Annotated in this window: 19 protein-coding genes; 5 read left to right on the forward strand and 14 right to left on the reverse strand. The window is 61.5% G+C overall.

The window, feature by feature from the left end:
• The 5 genes from ACLBXN_RS16315 to ACLBXN_RS16335 all read right to left on the reverse strand — a co-directional run bounded on the left by ACLBXN_RS16315 (window position 1) and on the right by ACLBXN_RS16335 (window position 4,049).
• Window positions 1-312, reverse strand: coding sequence for a hypothetical protein (locus ACLBXN_RS16315; RefSeq protein ID WP_447612826.1), 312 nt, complete (start codon window positions 310-312; stop codon window positions 1-3).
• Window positions 313-391: 79 nt separating this feature from the next.
• Window positions 392-892 carry a pilin gene (locus ACLBXN_RS16320; protein WP_447612827.1) on the reverse strand — a complete coding sequence of 167 codons (501 nt, stop codon included), beginning with the start codon at window positions 890-892 and terminating at the stop codon, window positions 392-394.
• Between the two features lie 185 nt (window positions 893-1,077).
• The gene (locus ACLBXN_RS16325; protein WP_447612828.1) at window positions 1,078-1,797 is read right to left on the reverse strand and encodes an FHA domain-containing protein; all 720 of its coding nucleotides are present in this window, start codon (window positions 1,795-1,797) and stop codon (window positions 1,078-1,080) included.
• Window positions 1,798-2,110: 313 nt separating this feature from the next.
• Entirely contained in the window at window positions 2,111-2,659 is a 549-nt protein-coding gene (gene ssb / locus ACLBXN_RS16330) for a single-stranded DNA-binding protein (RefSeq protein WP_003060089.1), read from the reverse strand.
• 217 nt (window positions 2,660-2,876) lie between these two features.
• The gene (locus tag ACLBXN_RS16335; RefSeq protein WP_447612849.1) at window positions 2,877-4,049 is read right to left on the reverse strand and encodes an MFS transporter; all 1,173 of its coding nucleotides are present in this window, start codon (window positions 4,047-4,049) and stop codon (window positions 2,877-2,879) included.
• A 226-nt stretch (window positions 4,050-4,275) separates the two neighbouring features.
• Here ACLBXN_RS16335 and uvrA point away from each other — a divergent pair, with 226 nt between their 5' ends.
• Both uvrA and ACLBXN_RS16345 read left to right on the forward strand, forming a co-directional pair.
• The gene (gene uvrA / locus ACLBXN_RS16340) at window positions 4,276-7,344 is read left to right on the forward strand and encodes an excinuclease ABC subunit UvrA (RefSeq protein WP_447612829.1); all 3,069 of its coding nucleotides are present in this window, start codon (window positions 4,276-4,278) and stop codon (window positions 7,342-7,344) included.
• Window positions 7,345-7,397: 53 nt separating this feature from the next.
• Window positions 7,398-8,570, forward strand: coding sequence for an NAD(P)/FAD-dependent oxidoreductase (locus ACLBXN_RS16345; RefSeq protein ID WP_447612830.1), 1,173 nt, complete (start codon window positions 7,398-7,400; stop codon window positions 8,568-8,570).
• Window positions 8,571-8,771: 201 nt separating this feature from the next.
• Here the strand turns inward: ACLBXN_RS16345 and ACLBXN_RS16350 are convergent, their stop codons facing one another.
• From ACLBXN_RS16350 to pyrF, 3 genes are all read right to left on the reverse strand, one after another.
• The gene (locus ACLBXN_RS16350) at window positions 8,772-9,755 is read right to left on the reverse strand and encodes a Bug family tripartite tricarboxylate transporter substrate binding protein (protein WP_003072187.1); all 984 of its coding nucleotides are present in this window, start codon (window positions 9,753-9,755) and stop codon (window positions 8,772-8,774) included.
• Between the two features lie 205 nt (window positions 9,756-9,960).
• Window positions 9,961-10,869 carry a LysR family transcriptional regulator gene (locus ACLBXN_RS16355; protein ID WP_447612831.1) on the reverse strand — a complete coding sequence of 303 codons (909 nt, stop codon included), beginning with the start codon at window positions 10,867-10,869 and terminating at the stop codon, window positions 9,961-9,963.
• Window positions 10,870-10,886: 17 nt separating this feature from the next.
• Window positions 10,887-11,714, reverse strand: a complete 828-nt coding sequence (pyrF, locus tag ACLBXN_RS16360) for an orotidine-5'-phosphate decarboxylase (protein WP_043003313.1) — start codon at window positions 11,712-11,714, stop codon at window positions 10,887-10,889.
• 231 nt (window positions 11,715-11,945) lie between these two features.
• On the opposite strand from pyrF, the gene ACLBXN_RS16365 reads away from it, so the two are divergent.
• Window positions 11,946-12,830, forward strand: a complete 885-nt coding sequence (locus ACLBXN_RS16365) for a DMT family transporter (protein ID WP_447612832.1) — start codon at window positions 11,946-11,948, stop codon at window positions 12,828-12,830.
• Here ACLBXN_RS16365 and ACLBXN_RS16370 read toward each other — a convergent pair.
• The 6 genes from ACLBXN_RS16370 to sucC form a co-directional block, all read right to left on the reverse strand.
• Window positions 12,827-13,396 carry a dihydrofolate reductase family protein gene (locus tag ACLBXN_RS16370; RefSeq protein WP_211458184.1) on the reverse strand — a complete coding sequence of 190 codons (570 nt, stop codon included), beginning with the start codon at window positions 13,394-13,396 and terminating at the stop codon, window positions 12,827-12,829. The genes ACLBXN_RS16365 and ACLBXN_RS16370 overlap by 4 nt on opposite strands.
• Before the next feature lie 90 nt (window positions 13,397-13,486).
• Complete coding sequence (locus ACLBXN_RS16375) at window positions 13,487-13,927, reverse strand: PaaI family thioesterase (protein WP_447612833.1); 441 nt, start codon at window positions 13,925-13,927, stop codon at window positions 13,487-13,489.
• Window positions 13,927-14,361, reverse strand: coding sequence for a MerR family transcriptional regulator (locus tag ACLBXN_RS16380; RefSeq protein WP_447612834.1), 435 nt, complete (start codon window positions 14,359-14,361; stop codon window positions 13,927-13,929). Before ACLBXN_RS16380 ends, ACLBXN_RS16375 begins: the two co-directional genes overlap by 1 nt.
• 136 nt (window positions 14,362-14,497) lie before the next feature.
• Window positions 14,498-15,190 (reverse strand): TerC family protein, encoded by a 693-nt coding sequence (locus ACLBXN_RS16385; RefSeq protein WP_256629295.1) that lies wholly within the window; start codon window positions 15,188-15,190, stop codon window positions 14,498-14,500.
• A gap of 146 nt (window positions 15,191-15,336) precedes the next feature.
• Complete coding sequence (gene sucD, locus ACLBXN_RS16390; RefSeq protein ID WP_003060065.1) at window positions 15,337-16,236, reverse strand: succinate--CoA ligase subunit alpha; 900 nt, start codon at window positions 16,234-16,236, stop codon at window positions 15,337-15,339.
• A gap of 20 nt (window positions 16,237-16,256) precedes the next feature.
• Window positions 16,257-17,417 (reverse strand): ADP-forming succinate--CoA ligase subunit beta, encoded by a 1,161-nt coding sequence (gene sucC, locus ACLBXN_RS16395; RefSeq protein ID WP_003060063.1) that lies wholly within the window; start codon window positions 17,415-17,417, stop codon window positions 16,257-16,259.
• Window positions 17,418-17,889: 472 nt separating this feature from the next.
• Here sucC and argC point away from each other — a divergent pair, with 472 nt between their 5' ends.
• Together argC and ACLBXN_RS16405 are read left to right on the forward strand one after the other, a co-directional pair.
• A complete protein-coding gene (argC, locus tag ACLBXN_RS16400; RefSeq protein ID WP_447612835.1) occupies window positions 17,890-18,822 on the forward strand; it encodes an N-acetyl-gamma-glutamyl-phosphate reductase in 933 nt (310 codons plus the stop codon).
• A gap of 296 nt (window positions 18,823-19,118) precedes the next feature.
• Window positions 19,119-19,794 (forward strand): amino acid permease (locus tag ACLBXN_RS16405; RefSeq protein ID WP_447612836.1); only part of this gene is annotated, 676 nt, incomplete at its 3' end.

Below are 19,794 nucleotides of genomic sequence, written 5' to 3' on the forward strand. Positions count from 1 at the left end.
TTACTTACAACGAAGAAGCAGCCATGTGGTCATGGAGTTTGCCACATCTGATTCGAATCCATTTTCCAAAAGTGTAAATTTAAAAGAACTACCCATCTGAGCCTTGGAGTATATATTCAGCTTATTGATGGAAATGAAGTTATTTAACTGTTTCTCGATGGAAAAAAGCGCTGAATCAAAGCGCTTCTCTTCTTTTTTCAAAGGTTTTATTCTTTTCTTGCTCTGTTCCTTGGATGCAGCTTTAACAAGCAGCATTGCCATGTTTACACCAAATTCTTTTGATACATCAGCACCAAGCCATTTATTCAGCATAAAGCTCCAATAAAAAAGCATGCCGAAGTCGGCATGCTTTTAGTTGAATTAATTCAATATCTTTTTTCAGTGCACTTAATTAGCTACGGCACTCTGCAGGTACATACTTCTGATTGATTGTACCTTTACCAACAGCAGTATTCGTGACAGTACTGCTTGCAGCAGCACAAACCCAAGTAATAGAACCGCTCGTCGGAATTGTTGAGGCAGTTGAAGTTCCAGCCAACGCAACACCTGCGTCGCGCGAGCCATCAAGAGGCGTCAGAATCAATGTTTTACCACCATCAATGGCATTTTGATAAGTAATTGTTACTTTACCGGTAGTATCGTCAATTTCAATTTTGTTGACATTCTTGGTTGCACCTGGAGCAATCCAACCCGACTTAAAAGGCGAAGCATTCGCGGCATTTTCAGCCACCGCAGTTTTTGCTGAGGCTGCCAAAGACAAGCCGTCAACGACCTTGGCTCGGACTGTGTAATCCTGATAAGCAGGCAGAGCCACGGCAGCCAGAATACCGATGATCGCGACAACGATCATCAGTTCGATCAGGGTGAAACCCTTTTGAATGGAACGCTTCATTTCAAACTCCCTAGTTGGATGAGACCCAGGCTATGAAGCAAGCGGCATGCCAACAAGCTGACCGGTTGAAAGCACCACACAAGACAACACGTTTGGCAACATTCACGCGAGTTTGAGTAACAATTTTGGCAATCCGATCGCAAGCGGTGACAAATTTGTCAGATACTTAACGCCCGTCAAGCCAGTCACTCCACGACAAAGCGCATGGTGCTGCCCGCCAGGTCCACCGTATCGCCATTGAGCAGGGGCACGGAAAGAGGTCCGACTACCTGACCATTGAGCTTGAGGTCTTCACTGGCACCCTCCAGCTGGGTAAGCACAAAGCCATGAGGCTTCTGGGTGATGGAAGCGATGGCTACTCCAGGCTTACCCAGGGTGGTGACGACTTTGAAAAGCGCTATTTCCTTGCCTGCCAGGCTGCCGGTGAGCATGCGAATCACGGCGTGACGCTCCGGCAGTGCGGCAAGCGAGCCCTGAATGGTGGAACTGAAGCTGGAGATCTCGCCAAACCCGGAAGGGCTGGCCAGTTTGGCATGGCCGCTGTCCGCTTCTTCGGAAATGTGCGCCAGCGCCGCCTTTTTGCCGCCCGGGGCAGACGAAATATTGGTATCGGGGATCACAGTGTCGAGAAAACGGATCTTGTAGCGCCCAATGTCCAGCAGGTCACCGTTGAGCAGATACTGCTTCTGGATGGCACGGCCATTGACATAGGTGCCGTTGGTGCTGCGCAAGTCCTCGATGCTGACCTTGCCGCCAGTGATGGTGAGCACGGCATGCTCGCCGCTGACCGCCAGATTCTCGATCACGATGTCGTTATAAGGACGACGACCCACGGTCGTGCGCTCCTTGGTGAGCTGCACTTCCTTGATGACTGCGCCGTCGATTGAGATGACCAAAGTCGGCATGCTCGAAGCTCCTGAGGAAACGCCAAGTCCCGCTTGGCTGCACTGGCAGAGATCCCTCACACTTGAGTGTGTGATTCAGCGCCCGCCCCCTAATCGTAACTGGATGAAACGCGCCTGGATGCAGCATCTTATTTCACTAATTCGATGAAGCCAGCGATCCCATTGAAATTTTCAACCCTGCTGCCATCTGCCTGCAACATCTATGGAATTGCTCCTGCAATCTCTCCGTTCACCGCATGAGAAAAGCCCACGCTGATGGGAGCGCGGGCTTTTGCAGATTCCTGGAAAGCGGCAACTGCCGCCTGTCTCTGAATTAAAACGGGATATCGTCATCCATGTCGTCAAACCCCGACGCAGCGCGCTGGGGAGGAGGAGCCATGGGAGCAGGAGCAGAACGCTGCTGCATGGGTGCCGGTGCGGGGCGCTGCTGCATGGGCGCGGGAGCCGGACGGCTGGGTGCCTGATAGCTGCTTTCACCGTAACCATCGTCGCCGCCGTAGCCGCCTTGCTGCTGACCACCGCCCTGGCGGCTTCCCAGCATCTGCATGGTGTCGGCGCGGATTTCGGTGGCGTAACGCTCCTGGCCGGAGGCCTGATCGGTCCACTTGCGGGTGCGCAGGCTGCCTTCGACATAGACCTGGCTGCCCTTGCGCAGATACTGCCCCACGATTTCGGCCAGCTTGCCGTTGAAGACCACGCGGTGCCATTCGGTGGCTTCGCGGTTTTCACCGGTGTTCTTGTCGCGCCAGCGGTCCGTGGTGGCGATGGTCACATTGGCCACCTGATCGCCGCTGGGGAAGGTGCGCATTTCAGGGTCACGGCCCAGATTGCCGACGATGATGACTTTGTTGACGGATGCCATAGAAATACCTTTTCAAAAAGTGGCCCGGGCAGTCAAGAAAGGTCCCAAACCAATGAAGCTCGTATTCTGCCCCAAGCCCGCCCTGAAGAGCACGGGATTTCCCGATATCCCATATCGGCCATGCCGGTCGCTCCGGCAACTCCGCGCAGGCAGCTGAGCAAGAGACTGAGTCTTTGCACCGCCAGCATCAGCTACCGGTGGGAAGGCGCACGGCGCCTCAGTGACGACCTACCGGGCGCAGCGGCCAGGTCACGGCCAGCCACAGGGCAACCAGTACCGCCGTCATGATGAACAGGCCCGGCACACCCGCAAATTTGGCGACAGCACCGCCGACAGCACCGCCAGCAAACAGTCCCAGCGACTGCAAGGTGTTGTAGGCACCCAAGGCCGCACCGCGCAGCGGCGCCGGTGCCATGCGCGAGACCAGGCTTGGCTGGGTGGCCTCAAGCGCGTTGAAGCCGCAGAAGAACAGAAACATCAGCAGCGCCATGCACCAGACCGTAGGAATGGTGCCGCTGGCGGCCAACATGCCCAGACCGAGCTGCACGACCAGCACCAGGCCGATGGCCCCCAGCAGGGCGGTGCGCAGCCTGCCCTTGCGCTCCATGGAAAACAGCAAGCCCATGGCAACAAAGGACAGCAGCACGGCCGGCAGATAGATGTGCCAATGCTGCTCCTTGGCCAGACCGGCTTGCACCAGCATGGCCGGCACGGCAACCCACATGGACATCTGCACGGTATGCAGAATGAACACACCGAAATTCAGGCGCAGCAGATCGGACTGGCCCAGCAGCTCGCTGAACCGCCCCTTGGGCGCATCGGCATGCTGCCTGGGCTCGGGCGGCACCACCCACAGCACCACGGCAATGCCGGCCAGCGCCAGCGCGCAGGTCAGGCCGAAGATGCCGGACAACCCAATCCAGGCGTTGAGCAGCGGTGCCAGCACCAGTGCCAGCGCAAACATCAGGCCGATGCTGCCGCCCACCAGGGCCATGGCCTTGGTACGCACGCCATCGCGCGTCAAGTCGGCAAGCAAGGCCGTGACCGCAGCAGACACGGCGCCCGCGCCCTGAATGGCACGCCCCGCCATCAGGCCGGTCAGCGAGTCGGCCATGGCCGCAATCAGGCTGCCCGCCGTAAACACCAGCAGGCCGGCGACAATGACCGGCTTGCGGCCGATACGGTCGGAGGCCAGCCCGATGGGCAGCTGGAACAGGGCCTGGGTCAGACCATACAGACCCATGGCCAAGCCGATCATGGCCGGGTCGTCACCGCCCGGGTATTTGCGTGCCTCCAGCATGAAGACGGGCAGCACCAAGAACAGGCCCAGCATGCGCAGCGCAAAGATCAGCGCCAGGGCGCCGCTGGAGCGGCGTTCCTGGGAGGTCATGGTGGTGGAGGATTTGTCCGTGCCCTGCGTGCCCGCGCTGGGGGAGGTATTGATTTTTTTCACGCTCAGATTTTGCCAAGAGTCAAAGTCTTATGCCCAGGTTAACTAAATCACTGCCGGGCAAAAGAGAGGAAATAAAACCGTAGATTGTCCGTGAACATGAATCATCTAGTCACGCGCAAGCCCGTCTGACTATCATGGAGAGTTTTCCCCGTCTGGAGCGCCCGTGTCCCTGAAGCCTGATTCGCCCTCTGAAGTCCAAGATGACAGCCTCTATCTGGGCCGTTCTCTGGCGCAGACACGCATCGCCATTCGCGGCGCACGCACGCACAACCTCAAGAACATCGACCTGGACATCCCCCGCAACCAGCTGGTGGTGATCACCGGCCTGTCGGGCTCGGGCAAGTCCAGTCTGGCCTTCGACACCTTGTACGCCGAAGGCCAGCGTCGCTATGTGGAGAGCCTCTCGGCCTATGCACGCCAGTTTCTGGGCCGCCTGGACAAACCCGATGTCGATCTGATCGAGGGCCTGTCGCCCGCCATTTCTATCGAGCAGAAGGCCACCAGCCACAACCCGCGCTCCACCGTGGGCACGGTGACCGAGATCAACGACTATCTGCGCCTGCTCTACGCCCGTGCCGGCACACCGTTCTGTCCCGACCACAATCTGCCGCTGCAGGCCCAGACCATCAGCCAGATGGTCGACAGCGTGCTCCAGCTGCCCGAAGACACCAAGCTGATGATCCTCGGCCCCCTGGCGCGCGAGAAAAAGGGCGAGTTCGCCGAGCTTTTCGTGCAGCTTCAGGCCCAGGGCTATGTGCGCTTTCGCGTCGACGGGCAGATCTACGACGCCCAGTCCCTGCCCAAGCTGGAGAAGAACGAGCGCCACAACATCGATGTGGTGATAGACCGCGTCAAGGTGCGCGAAGACATCAAGCAGCGCCTGGCCGAAAGCTTCGAGGCCGCCTTGCGCGCCGGCGGTGCCGATGCCGGCGGCCGTGTCATCGCGCTGGAAATGGACGGTGGCAAGGAACATCTGTTCAGCGCCAAGTTCGCCTGCCCCCTCTGCGACTACTCCCTGCCCGAGCTCGAGCCGCGCCTGTTCTCCTTCAACTCGCCCATGGGCGCCTGCCAAGCCTGCGACGGTCTGGGCAACAGCGAGGCCTTCGACCCCGACCGCGTCGTGCCCTTCCCGTCGCTGAGTCTGGCCAGCGGAGCCATCAAGGGCTGGGACAAGCGCAACAACTACTACTTCTCCATGCTGGAGAGCGTGGCCAAACACTATGGCGTGAGCACCGAGACGGCATTCGAGGAGCTGCCCGAGAAGGTGCGCAACGTGATTCTCTTTGGCTCGGGCGACGAGTCCATGGAGTTCAACTATGTTTTCGAGAGCGGCGAGCGCAAGGGCGAAGCCTTCATCAAGTCGCATCCGTTCGAAGGCATCATCCCCAATATTCAGCGCCGCTTTCGCGAGACCGAATCCCAGGTCGTGCGCGACGATCTGGCCAAGCTGCGCAGCATCCGCAAATGCCCCGAATGTGAAGGCACGCGCCTGCGCCGCGAAGCGCGCTTTGTGCGCGTGGGCGATGGCGAGCAGGCCCGCTCCATCTATGAAGTAAGCCATGCCACGCTGGCCGATGCGCTGGGCTGGTTCAAGCAGCTGAGCATGGCCGGCGCCAAGGCCGAGATTGCGGACAAGATCGTGCGCGAGATCGCCTCGCGCCTGCTCTTCCTCAACGACGTTGGCCTCTCGTACCTGAGCCTGGACCGCAGCGCCGACACGCTCTCGGGCGGCGAGGCTCAGCGCATTCGCCTGGCATCTCAGATCGGCTCGGGCCTGACGGGCGTGATGTATGTGCTGGACGAGCCCTCCATCGGCCTGCACCAGCGCGACAACGACAAGCTGATTGCGACACTCGAGCACCTGCGCGATATCGGCAACAGCGTGATCGTGGTCGAGCATGACGAAGACATGATGCGGGCGGCCGACCAGATCATCGACATGGGTCCGGGCGCCGGCGTGCATGGCGGTCGCATCATGGCCCAGGGCAGCTATGAGGACATCAAGGCCAGCCCCGATTCGCCCACTGGCCGCTACCTGAGCGGCGTACAAAGCATTCCCGTGCCCAGGCAGCGCACCGCCTGGCTGCCCGTGCTGCGCAAGGACAGTGAAGCCGAAGCCAGTCAAAGCGCATCGCGCTTTCCCGTCACGGCCGCGAAAAAGCGGGAGTCCGCGAGCAAGGTGCGCACCGACCTGCAGGCACTGACCGTGCAAGGCGCGCGCGGCCATAACCTCAGGAACGTGACGGTGGACTTCCCCGTCGGCCTGTTCACCTGCGTGACCGGCGTCTCGGGCTCGGGCAAATCCACCCTGGTCAACGATACGCTGTATGCCGAAGCAGCGCGCCAGATACACCGTGCAGGCACCGAGCCGGCAGCGCATGACGACATCGCAGGCATCGACTATTTCGACAAGGTCATCAACGTCGATCAGTCGCCCATCGGCCGCACGCCGCGCAGCAACCCGGCAACCTATACCGGCCTGTTCACGCCGATCCGCGAGCTGATGGCCGAAACCAATACCGCCAAGGAGCGCGGCTACGGCCCCGGACGTTTCTCGTTCAATGTCTCGGGCGGCCGCTGCGAAGCCTGCCAGGGCGATGGCGTGGTCAAGGTGGAAATGCATTTTCTGCCCGATGTCTACGTGCCCTGCGACCTCTGCCACGGCCAGCGCTACAACCGCGAGACGCTGGAAGTGCAGTGGAAGGGCCGGAACATCTCGCAGATTCTGGAGATGACGGTCGAAGACGCACATGCCTTCTTCAAGGATGTGCCCAGCATTGCGCGCAAGCTGCAGACCCTGCTGGACGTGGGCCTGTCCTATATCCGCCTGGGCCAGAGCGCGACCACACTGTCGGGCGGCGAGGCCCAGCGCGTCAAGCTCGCGCAGGAACTGTCCAAGCGCGACACTGGCCGCACGCTCTACATCCTCGACGAGCCCACCACGGGCCTGCACTTCGCCGACATTGCCCTGCTCCTGAAAGTGCTGCACCAGCTGCGCGATGCGGGTAACACCATCGTCGTGATCGAGCACAACCTCGACGTCATCAAGACCGCCGACTGGCTGATCGACATGGGCCCCGAGGGCGGCTCGGGCGGCGGCCAGGTCGTGGCCCAGGGCACGCCCGAAGACATCGCAGCCAACCCGGCCAGCGTGACGGGACGCTACCTCAAGCCCTATCTGGACAAGGCCCCTGCCAAGTCCAAAGCCAAATCGTCATCAAAACAAGACTGATCAAGCGCAACAAGCTATGTTTTGCATAGCTTGTTGCGCCAGGGAGAGAAACAATGCAGAAGGATGTCTGGGATTTCGTCATCGTGGGCGCGGGCATGGCCGGTGCATCGGCCGCCTGGCAGCTGGCGCAGTCGGGTGGCGAGAACCCGCCCTCGGTGCTGATGCTGGAGCGCGAATCCCAGCCCGGCTATCACACCACCGGCCGCTCGGCCGCGCTGTTTGAAGAGCATTACGGTCCCGCCCAGGTTCAGGCCCTGACCCGCGCCAGCCGCGCCTTCTACGATGCGCCACCGGCCGGTTTTGCAGAAAGCCCCATCCTCGCACCGCGCGGCGTGCTCTATGTGGGCACGGCCGATCAGCGGGATCTGGTGGATGCCGCCCACGCCGAAGCTCAGGTTCACTCCCCCGATGCCCAGCGCCTAAGCGCCGCACAGCTCAAGGCCCTGGTTCCCGTGCTCGACACCGAGGTGCTGGTGGACGGCTTTCTCGATACCGGTGCGCGCGACATCGACGTGCACGCCCTGCACCAGGGCTATATCCGCGGCCTGCGCCAGCGCGGCGGCGACCTGTGGTGCAACGCCGAGGTCCAAGCCATCACCCGGGTCAACGACTTCTGGCACATTGCCCTGCCCCAGGGCCGTAGCCTTCGTGCCAAGGTCATCGTCAACGCCGCTGGGGCCTGGGTGGATGTCGTGGCCGCCATGGTGGGTGCGGCTCCCATCGGCATCACCCCAAAACGCCGCAGTGCCTTCACCTTCCCGGCCCCCGAAGGCATGGACGCCACGCACTGGCCCGCCATCATCAGCGCCGATGAAAACTGGTACATCAAGCCCGATGCCGGCCAGTTGCTGGGCTCACCCGCCAATGCAGACCCCGTGGCACCGCACGATGTCGTGCCCGAAGAGCTGGACATTGCGACCGGCATCTATCACATAGAGGAAGCCACCACGCTGCAAATCCGCCGCCCCTCGCATACCTGGGCCGGCCTGCGCAGCTTTGTCGCCGATGGCGAGCTGGTGATCGGCTGGGATGCCTCGCCCACGCCCGTGCCGGGCTTTTTCTGGGTCGCCGCCCAGGGCGGCTATGGCATCCAGAGCGCCGCCGGCTACAGCCTGCTGGCGCGCAATCTGCTGCTCGGGGAAACGCTGGATGCGGCGCTGGCCGCACAGAAGGTGAATGTGGGGGCAGTGTCGCCTGCGCGTTGTCAGCTGGCGACTCAGAATTGAGAGCTGGTTGCGCTTTGTGGGTCTGCGCTTGATGCCGATTTGATCCGATTATTACGGCTTGCTTGATTGGCACTCAGAGGACGGGTCTCGGCCCGCCCTCTGTCCTGCAATCAGCAGAAAAAACAAAAACGGCCTGCGCTCCGGAGGCACAAGCCGTTTTCAAACCTAGGCGACCTCAGGTCACCACTGGTCAAAGCAAGATCAGTTCTCGATATGCGCGAACTGAACAATCTTTGCGTACTTGGCAATCTCGGTGTTGATGTACTTGCCGGCATCCACCTTGGGATCGGCCACCACGTTGCCGGTCTCTTCCATCTTCTTGCGGAACTCGGGCGAAGCCATGGTTTCTTCCAACGCCTTCTTCAGCTTGGCGGCGATGGGAGCGGGCAGGCCCTTGGGGGCCATCAGTGCAAACCAGCTGTTGATGTCCACGTTCTTGAACTGGGGCAGTTCGGACAGGGCAGGGATATCGGGTGTGATGGCCGAGCGCTTGGCTTCGGTCGTACCCAGAGCCACAACCTTGCCGGCCTTGATATGGGGCAGGCCCGAGGACAGCACGAACACGCCGAACTCGATGTTGTTGCCCACCAGGTCGGTGGTCAGCGGAGCCACGCCCTTGTATGGCACATGGGTCATCTGCAGCTTGCCCTGCTCCTTGACCAGTTCGCCGGCCAGGTGCAGCGCCGTGCCCACGCCGGAGCTGCCGTAGCTGAACTTGTCGGGGTTCTTGGACACCAAGCTCACAAACTCGGCCGCGTTCTTCACGCCGGCCTTGTGCGATGCGACCAGCACCATGGGCTGGGAACCCACCAGACCGATGGGAGTGAAGTCGCCGATGTTGTACTTCACGGCCTTGTTGATGAGCCTGGCAATGGCCAGCTCATTGTTGGCGCCCACCATGATGGTGTAACCGTCGGCAGGGGCCTTGGCCACCTTTTGCGCACCGATGGCGCCACCGGCGCCGCCCAGGTTTTCCACCACCACGGGCTGGCCCAGATGCTTAGCCAGGCCGTCGGCCACCAGACGTCCCACCAGGTCGGTGCTGCCGCCGGCCGGGTAGCCCACGACCATGGTGATGGCCTTGCTGGGATAGTTGTCGGCGGCGATGGCAGGGACTGCCACGGCAGCGCCCAGCAGCAGGCCCGCAGCGATGGCGGTACGGCGGAGGATGTTTGTGTTCTGCATGAAACTATTCCGAATCTGTATGAGGCAATTGTCCGAATACGGAGAAAACCTTTCAGTGCCGATCTGGCACATTTCCGTGCCATTTCAGCACATCAAGGTGTTTTCGGGCAAATCGAGAGGAGGCAACGCCGCCAGGAACCCGATACCCTCTGTTGTTTTTCCAGCCTAAGGTGTGGCCGCAGGCAAAAAAGGAGTGACTGCTCAGTTACTGACCGGTGATATCGGTCCAGAACTGCTCCGCAGCAGTGCTCAGCCGGCGTTTGGGCCGATAAAGCCGCACATCGAAATGCACATCCAGACTGCCGTCGCCGGCCAGCGCCAGACGGCCGTCCTGGCAATCGCGCTGCACCATGGACCAGGGCATCCAGGCCACGCCCAGGCCCTTGAGCACGTACTCGTAATTGGCATCCGCCGAATCGCATTCAATGCAGCGGCGCAGACGCGGCCACAGAGGATGGCTGGCAAGATGGTCTTCGACCAGCCGCCCCAACGCCATGCTGTGCGAAAAAGCCAGATAAGGCATGGGGCTGGCACCGGGCAGCAGAGCCTGCGCCAGTGCGAACAGGGGCTTGCCTTCAGCATCGGCCCGGGCCACGGGCACCAGCTTGTCGCTCATCACCGTCAGATAGCTGAACTGGCGGCCATCCAGCCGCACGGCGATGGCGGCATGGTGGTAGAGCAGGGCAAAGCTGACCTCGCCGCGCTGCAATATGTGCACGGTTTCATCGAGTGTGCGGGTGACGATGCGCATCTCCGCCGTCTGCAGCACGCTGCCATAGCGCGCCAGCCAGTCGGCCACGATGGTGCGCGCCAGCGTGCGCCCCGTGGCCAACGTGATTACATGGGCCTGCCGGCCGGCCACGGCCTGCAGCTCGTCATGCGACTGGGCCAGGGTGTGCACCATCTGCTCGGCGGTGTCGCGAAAGGCCTCGCCGGCCGCAGTGAGACGAACCGGCCCGCCGCCCGCCTCGATCAGCGGGGTTCCAGCCCACTCCTCCAGCGCACGGATGCGCCGGCCGAAAGCCGGATGGGTGACATGGCGCAGCTCCGCCGCGCGGGTGAAGCTGCGCTCCTGCGCCAGAAGCAAAAAGTCTTCCAGCCATTTGCTTTGCATGGCCAGAGTGCCCTGACTCAGCTCTGCGCTGCTGCCTGCAGCGTGGCGCGCGTGGCGATGGCTGCCGCGCGTGCAGCCTTGGCAAAGTCATCACCCTGCCCCGCGTACAGAATGGCGCGCGAGGAATTGATGATGATGGGCCCGCCGCCAATGCGGGCGGCCTTGACGGTCGCCACGGCATCGCCGCCCTGTGCACCCACGCCGGGAATCAGCAGCGGCAACGTGGGAGCCACGGCACGCACGCGCTCGATCTCGTTGGGACGGGTTGCACCCACCACCAGTCCCAGCTGGCCATTGGTGTTCCACGGGCCCTGGGCCAGCTTAGCCACATGCTCGAACATATGCGGGTTGCCGGGCACATCCGCCAGGGTCTGGGCCTGCAGGTCGTCACCGCCGGGATTGGAGGTGCGGCACAGCAGGAAAGCGCCCTTGCCTTCGTACTTGAGATAGGGCGTGATGGAGTCGAAGCCCATGAAGGGCGAGAGCGTCACGGCATCGGCGCCATAGCGCTCGAAGGCTTCCTTGGCGTATTGCTCGGCGGTAGAGCCGATATCGCCACGCTTAGCGTCCAGAATCACGGGCACATGTGGCGCCACCCGGCGCATGTGCGCCATCAGCTTTTCGAGCTGGTCCTCGGCACGATGGGCGGCGAAGTAGGCGATCTGGGGCTTGAAGCTGTTGACCAGATCATGGGTGGCATCGACGATGGCTGCGCAGAAGTCGTAGATCTTGGACGCATCGCCCTGCATGGCGCCAGGAAAGCGGCTGGGTTCAGGGTCCAGACCCACGCACAGCATGGAGTCATTGCGCGTGGACGCGTCGCGCAGCATGTCGATAAAAGTCATAAAGCGTGATTTTAATTGCTCGACCCTTCCAAGCCTTGCCACAGGTTTTGCAGCCAGACGTCAAACTTGGCACACACCAGCAGAGAGACAGCGAGCAAGGGCCTGGGCGGCCCCGCCGCCCCGCAGCGAGGCTGTCGTCCCCCTCCCATAGCGCGCAGCGCGTAGAGAGAGGGGGAAGGCGCGAAGCGCCACAGGGGGAGAAAGTCATCCCGGGGGAGATAATCCAGCCCCATGCCTTCGTTCACGCCCAAACAGCTCATCCTCCTCGTCTTGCTCACCATCGTCTGGGGCCTGAACTGGCCGGTGATGAAGCTCGGCGTGCAGCATTTCCCACCCCTGAGCTTCCGCATGGTCAGCATGTGGGTAGGCCTGCCCATTCTGGCCCTCTTCGTCGCCAGCAAGGGCTTGCCGCTGGCCATACCCCGCAGCTACTGGGGCCAACTGACCAAGCTCACGCTGTTCAACATGGTGCTCTGGCACTGCCTGATCATCATCGCCATCCCCACGCTATCCAGCGGACGTGCGGCGATTCTGGGCTACACCATGCCCATCTTCTCGGCCGTGTTCGGCAGCCTTTTCTTCAAGGACAGGCTGGGTGCGCGTGCCTGGGCGGGCGTGGGAGCAGCCTTCGCCGGCGTGCTGCTGCTGCTGTGGCATGAGGTTGGCGCTCTGGGCAGCAAGCCCCTGGGCGTGATGCTGATGCTGATTGCTGCCGCCGGCTGGGCCTGGGGAACGCAGTTGCTGCGCCGCACCGAGGCGCCGGTACCGCTGATGACCCTGTCGCTGTGGATGGTGGCCATCACCACCGTGGTGCTAACCGTACTGGCCTTTGTTTTTGAGCGAAAACAATGGCATGTGCCCGACCAGACTGCGCTGGCTGCTATCGCTTTCAATGGCATCCTGGTGCTGGGCTTCGCCCAGGCCGTGTGGTTCTATCTGGCCCGCAGCCTGCCGCCCGTGGCCTCCACGCTGAGCGTGATGATGATTCCGGTGCTGGGCGTGTTTGTGGGTGCCTGGTGGCTGGGCGAAGTCTTGCACTGGCAGGACTGGACCGCTGTCTGCCTGATGGTGGTGGCGATTGCCTCGGTGCTCTGGCCTGCCAAAAACAGCGCTTAATTCCCGGGCTGCGGCGCCTTGCACACGGTGTAGCGCAGCTCTGCCATGCCTGTGCCCATCTGCTGCACGGACTGCAGCTGCAGCACGGGACTCAGCAGTCGGCGCGGCAGCAGGGGCTTGCCCCGGCCCAGAGTGGCCGAGCCAATCTGCACGATGACCTCATCGAGCAGGCCCGCGTCATGGAACTGACCGGCCAGATCCCCGCCACCCACAATCCAGATGTTCCTGTCGCCGGCTGCAGCCCTCATGCTTGCCAGCACGGGCTGCACATCGCCGCTGACAAAGCGCACATCGGCACCCTCAATCCGCGGCAGCTGGCGGCTGGAAAACACCCAGGCAGGCTGCGCATAGGGCCATGCTGCGCCAGTCTCCTGCTTCACTGCGTCGGCGTTGCGGACCATCCATTCATAGGTGGCAGATCCCATGGCCAGCGCACCGACCTGCGCAATAAAGCCCGGATAGCTGGACTCCGTCAGGCTGCCCAGGGGAAACAGCCAGTCCAGAGAGTCGTCTTCGGTGGCGAGAAATCCATCCAGGCTGGAAGCGGTGTAGTACTGGGTTTTCATGATGGAGCGTAGTTTGCCTCGGCGGCGCTGGCTCGGACTGCTGCAAACCTGCCGTCAGGGCAAAAAAACCTCGGGCGCTGCGCTCAGAAGTCAGTCCAGGGGTGCGGGAGCCAGATTCCGCGCCGTGGCAAGCATGGTGGCGCACAGCAGCTCCCGGCCTTCGCGGCAGGAAAACACATCCGCCCGGGCCACTGTCAGCAGCTTGCTGGCCTGGATGACGCGGCCACGGGCCAGCAGGCTCGTGCCATTGGCCGCCGCCAGGTATTTGATGCTGCAGTCCACGGTGGCATTGAACCAGCCAGCCGGCAGCAGCGTCCCCGCGGCCGATACGGCAGCAAAGTCCGCGATGGCAAAGACGGGCGTGGCCTGCAACTGACCGGGCCTGAAGCTCAGGCTTTCCTGATAGGGCAGGCAGAGATCGACCTCGCCTGGCTCTATGCGCTCAAAGCGCAGCTGCAGCAGCTGCGCCACCGGCATGGAAAGCACCAGGGCCTGTACGTCACGGGCGAAATTCTCGTTCTGCGGTGTCATCACTTTTTCCTGCTCCTGCCGGATGAACCGGCCTCGTCACTGCCGCGTGCGCGAACACGCGGAAATCCTGGCTTGACGGCTGGCTGCGGCTCGCGCTCGCCAAACCATGCGATGTGTGAAACCAGGTGCCTGCGCAGTGCGCGCCGCTGGGCAATCTCCGCATCCAGTTCGGCAATGCGCTCCTGCAGCCTGGCAATCATCTGGGCCGCCGTCAGGGTCTTGCGACGATATGCCGGCAGCACTTCGGCGATCTGCGCCAGGGAGAAACCACATTGCCGCGACATGGCGATGAATCGCAGCTCGCGGATCACGCTGTCATCGAACTCGCGGTAGCCGGAAGGACGCTGGGCGGCGGCAATCAGGCCCAGACTCTCATAGTGACGAATGGCGTGCACGGACACACCCGACAGGCTGGCAAGTTCCGATATCTGCATGGCGACAAGGCTAACAAGCCTGGGGTTACACGAAGGTTGGAAGCCATGTTCACACAGTTTGTCGTCCGCGCTGCAGCCATAAAAAAACGCACCGTGCTTCCACGGTGCGTTTTTTAGGAGGAGCTTGTCGGGGCGATCAGGCCGCAGCGACTTCCTTCTTGGCAGAGCGTGCCTGCATGAACTTGCCCAGTCCGACCACCAGCACGGCGCCCGCTGCAGCAGCGACATAGTGCAGCCAGGGGTGAGCCATGGTGTAGCCATGCAGCAGGTTGTCGTTGACGATGGTCTCGCCGCCCACCCAGCCGATCAGCGCCGCGCCCAACGTGACGATGACGGGGAAGCGTTCCATGAGCTTGATCATCAGCGTGGAGCCGAAGATCACCAGGGGAATGGAAATGGCCAGACCCAGGATCAGCAGCACCATATTGCCCTGGGCGGTGGCCGCCACGGCAATCACGTTGTCCAGGCTCATCACCAGGTCGGCGATCAGGATGGTGCGGATGGCAGTCATCATGGAGCCATGGCCCTTGGACTCGCCTTCGCCGTCTTCGTCGCCCGTCAGCAGCTGATAGCCGATCCACAGCAGCAGGCAGCCGCCCACGACTTGCAGGAAGGAGAGTTCGAGCAGCTTGGCAGCGACCACGGTCAGCACGATACGCAGCACCACGGCGGCGCCGGAGCCGAACATGATGGCTTTCTTCTGCTGTTCAGGGGGGAGGGAGCGCGCGGCCAGCGCGATGACCACGGCGTTGTCGCCGGAGAGGATGATGTTGATCCAGATGATCTTCACCAGGCCGATCCAGAAATCGGCGCTATTGAGCATTTCCATGTTGACTCCACTGTTTTGAATACGAAAGCGCCGCATTGCGCGGCGCTTTCTTTTAAGAGTGGAGGCAGTGTAGGGCGCGAAGCCCATCTTGCCAGTTCGTAATACTGCGTAAATTCAACGCGGTATCACGAACTTTCTGCACGGGCTTACTTCTTCAGCAGGCCTTGCAGCAGGCGACCCATCTCGGAAGGGTTGCGGGTGATGGTGAAGCCGCACTCTTCCATGATGGCCAGCTTGGCGTCGGCAGTGTCGGCACCGCCGGAGATCAGGGCACCTGCGTGGCCCATGCGCTTGCCGGGAGGGGCAGTCACGCCAGCGATGAAGCCCACGATAGGCTTCTTCATGTTGGCCTTGCACCACTGGGCAGCTTCGGCTTCGTCGGGACCGCCGATTTCACCGATCATGATCACGGCATCGGTGTCGGGATCGTCGTTGAAAGCGCGCATCACGTCGATGTGCTTCAGACCGTTGATGGGGTCGCCACCGATACCGACGGCGGAGGACTGGCCAATGCCCAGTTCGCTCAGCTGAGCCACGGCTTCGTAAGTCAGCGTACCGGAACGGGACACCACGCCCACGCGGCCCTTCTTGTGGATGTGACCGGGCATGATGCCGATCTTGATTTCGTCAGGCGTGATCAGACCGGGGCAGTTGGGGCCCAGCAGCAGAGTCTTCTTGCCGCCGGCAGCTTCCTTGGCCTTCATCTTGTTGCGCACTTCCAGCATGTCGCGAACGGGGATGCCTTCGGTGATGCAGATGGCCAGGTCCAGATCGGCTTCAACAGCTTCCCAGATGGCAGCAGCAGCGCCTGCGGGAGGCACGTAGATCACGGACACGGTAGCGCCGGTTTCCTTGGCAGCGTCCTTGACGGAACCAAAGATTGGGATGTCGAAAATCTTTTCGCCAGCCTTCTTGGGGTTCACGCCTGCCACGAAGCAGTTCTTGCCGTTCGCGTATTCCTGGCACTTTTCAGTGTGGAACTGACCGGTCTTGCCAGTAATGCCCTGGGTGATGACCTTGGTGTCTTTGTTGATAAAGATCGACATGTTTCTATCTCCGGGGCGTATTACTTAACGGCAGCAACGATCTTGGTCGCTGCTTCAGCCATGGTGTCAGCAGCGATGATGGGCAGACCGGAATCCTTGAGGATTTGCTTGCCCAGCTCTTCGTTGGTGCCCTTCATGCGCACGACCAGAGGCACGCTCAGGTTCACGGCCTTGCAGGCGGTGACCACGCCGTTGGCGATGGTGTCGCACTTCATGATGCCGCCGAAGATATTGACCAAAATACCCTTGACTTCAGGGTTCTTGAGCATGATCTTGAAGGCTTCTGTCACCTTCTCGGCCGTAGCGCCGCCGCCCACGTCCAGGAAGTTGGCAGGTTCGCCGCCGAACAGCTTGATGGTGTCCATGGTGGCCATGGCCAGACCGGCGCCGTTCACCAGACAGCCGATGTTGCCGTCCAGGGAGATGTAGGCCAGATCGAACTTGGAGGCTTCGATTTCGGCAGCGTCTTCTTCGTCCAGATCGCGGAAGGCCACGATTTCGGGGTGACGGAACAGCGCGTTGGGGTCGAAGTTGAACTTGGCGTCCAGGGCCATCAGGTCGCCCTTGGAGTCGCAGTTCAGGGGATTGATTTCCACCAGCGACGCGTCGGTGTCCATGTAGCACTTGTAGATCTTGGCGAACAGATCCACGGCCTGATCCACGGACTTGCCTTCCAGACCGATGGCAGCTGCCACCTTGCGCGATTGCGCTTCGGTGATGCCGGTCAGGGGATCGATCATCTCGGTGATGATCTTTTCGGGAGTGGAGTGGGCCACTTCCTCGATGTCCATGCCGCCTTCGCTGGAAGCGATCAGGGCAACCTTCTGTGTGGCGCGGTCAGTCACCAGCGACACATACAGCTCGTTCTTGATGTCGGCGCCGTCTTCGATGTACAGGCGACGGACCTTCTGACCTTCGGGGCCGGTCTGGTGAGTCACCAGCTGCATGCCCAGGATCTGCTCGGACAGCTTTTGCACGTCCTCGATGGACTTGGCAACCTTCACGCCGCCGCCCTTGCCGCGGCCACCAGCGTGGATCTGGGCCTTCACCACCCACACGGGTCCACCCAGCTTCTGGGCTGCTTCAACAGCCTCTTGCACGGTAAACGCAGGAATGCCACGGGGAACGGGCACACCAAATTGGCGCAAGATTTCCTTGCCTTGGTATTCATGAATCTTCATGACTTTGTCTCTCTGAACTGAGGGGAAATACCCGCTTGCCACCGACTCGGGGGAGCCTGGCCATCGGGTTCATATGACATGGCGAGCAGGAATGTACCATGCTGCACCGCGCAAAACGACACCTGAACATGCGCAAAATCCACAATTTCACGCAACTTTGTCGTGTTCCGGAAACAGCTGCAATGCCTTGAATTTCTTAGGGAAATTATTCCTACACGATATCTTTTCTTCCCGCAACTTTCTTATGTCTTATATACGAGTCAAGGACATTGAGGCAGCGGCTGGCAATGTGCTGACAACTGCGAATAGCTGCTACGCCTACTGGGCCATTCGCGCAAGACTTGCCTAAAAGACAGGCAATGCACATTCCTGACGAGATTCAAGGACAATCACCGCTCGGAAAGCGGCAATGGTGCCGCAGGCAGCGGCATATAAACCAAGAAATGCGCGCGCCGGTGCAGGAGAAAATGCAATGGCAAAAGTCTTTATTGACGGAGAAGCAGGAACCACAGGTCTGCAGATCCGTGATCGTCTGGTCGATTTCGCAGGTGTGGAGCTGGTCAGCATCGACCCCGCACTGCGCAAGGACCCGGCCGCCAAACGCTCTCTGATTGCCGGCGTGGACCTGGTCATCCTCTGCCTGCACGACGATGCCGCCCGTGAAACCGCTGCCATGGTGGACTCCATCACCGCAGAGACCGGTCGCGCCATCAAGATCATCGACGCCTCCACCGCCCATCGCACGGCCGCAGGCTGGGTCTACGGCTTCCCCGAACTGCGCGCCGGCCAGCTCGACGCCGTGAAGAACGCCACCCGCGTCTCCAACCCCGGCTGCTATGCCACGGGCGCCATTGCCCTGCTGGCACCGCTGGTGGCTGCTGGCCTGATTCCCGCCGACTACCCCGTGAGCCTGCCCTCCGTGTCCGGCTACACCGGCGGCGGCCGCACCATGATCGAAGCCTACGAAGGCGGCGATGCCGCACCTTACGAGGCCTATGCACTGGGTCTGTCGCACAAGCACATTCCCGAAATCCTGCACTACACCGGCATGACCCGCCGCCCCGTGTTCATCCCCGCCGTGAGCAACTTTGCCCAGGGCATGCTGGTGCAGCTGCCGCTGCACCTCGATCTGCTGCCCGGCGCGCCCAAGGCCGCCGACCTGCACGACGCTCTGGCCAGCCATTACGCCAAGACCAACACCAGCGCCAACTGGGTCAGCGTGCTGCCGCCCACGGACGACAACAAGCTGGCCGCCGACACCCTGGCCAATACCAACAAGCTGGAACTGCGCGTGTTTGCCAACGAGCAATATCGCCAGGCCGTCCTGATCGCACGTCTGGACAATCTGGGCAAGGGTGCCAGCGGCGCCGCCGTGCAGAACCTGCAGCTCATGCTGGGCCTGTAAGCGCGGGCTCGGTCGGCGCACCCACTTGCTACGGTTGCGATAGCTGCAGGCGCTTGCCCGACAGGCACCGGCGTCTGCATGCGCTCCACATCGGCTGATGCCCGCTCCGGCGGGCATATTTAATGCGCCTGCCCGGAACCGGCCCGGATTCCAGTACCCCCGATGGCATAGGCCGGCTTGGTTTATCCTTGCCGACTCCTAGGATTTCAGGTTTCCTGCCAGCCATTGCGGTCCGGCGCCGCAGCGGCGGCGTTGCCGTTCGTGGCGACGGCAGCTTTTGCAAAGGTTTCCCTCAGATGACTCGCAAGCCATCAGACGCGCCGGGCCAGGATGGCCATGACCATCTGCAACGCAATCTCACCAACCGCCACATACAGCTGATCGCCATCGGCGGCGCCATCGGCACGGGCCTGTTCATGGGCTCGGGCAAGACCATCAGCCTGGCCGGGCCGTCCATCGTCTTCGTGTACATGGCCATCGGCATCATGCTGTTCTTCGTGATGCGGGCCATGGGCGAGCTGCTGCTGTCCAATCTTCAGTACCGCTCCTTCATCGATTTCTCTGCCGATCTGCTGGGCCCCTGGGCAGGCTTTTTCACGGGCTGGACCTACTGGTTCTGCTGGATCGTCACCGGCATCGCGGATGTGATTGCCATTACCGGCTACGCACAGTTCTGGTTCCCCGACATCCCGCAGTGGCTGCCCGCCATTGCCTGCGTGCTGCTGCTTCTGGGCCTGAACCTGCTGACGGTGAAGCTGTTCGGCGAGACCGAGTTCTGGTTCGCCATGATCAAGATCGTGGCCATCGTGACGCTGATCGGCGTGGGCCTGTGGATGGTGTTCTCGGGCTTTGTATCGCCTGCGGGCCGTCCGGCTGCGCTGGCCAATCTCTGGAATGACGGCGGCATGTTCCCCAACGGCCTGATGGGCTTTTTCGCGGGCTTCCAGATTGCGGTGTTCGCCTTTGTCGGCA

Source organism: Comamonas sp. C24C (assembly GCF_053345995.1).

Coding starts and splice junctions, on each gene's coding strand:
- ACLBXN_RS16315 (WP_447612826.1), bottom strand. CDS start 312: ATGCTGAATAAATGGCTTGGTGCTGATGTATCAAAAGAATTTGGTGTA.
- ACLBXN_RS16320 (WP_447612827.1), bottom strand. CDS start 892: ATGAAGCGTTCCATTCAAAAGGGTTTCACCCTGATCGAACTGATGATC.
- ACLBXN_RS16325 (WP_447612828.1), bottom strand. CDS start 1,797: ATGCCGACTTTGGTCATCTCAATCGACGGCGCAGTCATCAAGGAAGTG.
- ssb (WP_003060089.1), bottom strand. CDS start 2,659: ATGGCATCCGTCAACAAAGTCATCATCGTCGGCAATCTGGGCCGTGAC.
- ACLBXN_RS16335 (WP_447612849.1), bottom strand. CDS start 4,049: ATGACCTCCCAGGAACGCCGCTCCAGCGGCGCCCTGGCGCTGATCTTT.
- ACLBXN_RS16345 (WP_447612830.1), top strand. CDS start 7,398: ATGCAGAAGGATGTCTGGGATTTCGTCATCGTGGGCGCGGGCATGGCC.
- ACLBXN_RS16350 (WP_003072187.1), bottom strand. CDS start 9,755: ATGCAGAACACAAACATCCTCCGCCGTACCGCCATCGCTGCGGGCCTG.
- ACLBXN_RS16355 (WP_447612831.1), bottom strand. CDS start 10,869: ATGCAAAGCAAATGGCTGGAAGACTTTTTGCTTCTGGCGCAGGAGCGC.
- pyrF (WP_043003313.1), bottom strand. CDS start 11,714: ATGACTTTTATCGACATGCTGCGCGACGCGTCCACGCGCAATGACTCC.
- ACLBXN_RS16365 (WP_447612832.1), top strand. CDS start 11,946: ATGCCTTCGTTCACGCCCAAACAGCTCATCCTCCTCGTCTTGCTCACC.
- ACLBXN_RS16370 (WP_211458184.1), bottom strand. CDS start 13,396: ATGAAAACCCAGTACTACACCGCTTCCAGCCTGGATGGATTTCTCGCC.
- ACLBXN_RS16375 (WP_447612833.1), bottom strand. CDS start 13,927: ATGACACCGCAGAACGAGAATTTCGCCCGTGACGTACAGGCCCTGGTG.
- ACLBXN_RS16380 (WP_447612834.1), bottom strand. CDS start 14,361: ATGCAGATATCGGAACTTGCCAGCCTGTCGGGTGTGTCCGTGCACGCC.
- ACLBXN_RS16385 (WP_256629295.1), bottom strand. CDS start 15,190: ATGGAAATGCTCAATAGCGCCGATTTCTGGATCGGCCTGGTGAAGATC.
- sucD (WP_003060065.1), bottom strand. CDS start 16,236: ATGTCGATCTTTATCAACAAAGACACCAAGGTCATCACCCAGGGCATT.
- sucC (WP_003060063.1), bottom strand. CDS start 17,417: ATGAAGATTCATGAATACCAAGGCAAGGAAATCTTGCGCCAATTTGGT.
- argC (WP_447612835.1), top strand. CDS start 17,890: ATGGCAAAAGTCTTTATTGACGGAGAAGCAGGAACCACAGGTCTGCAG.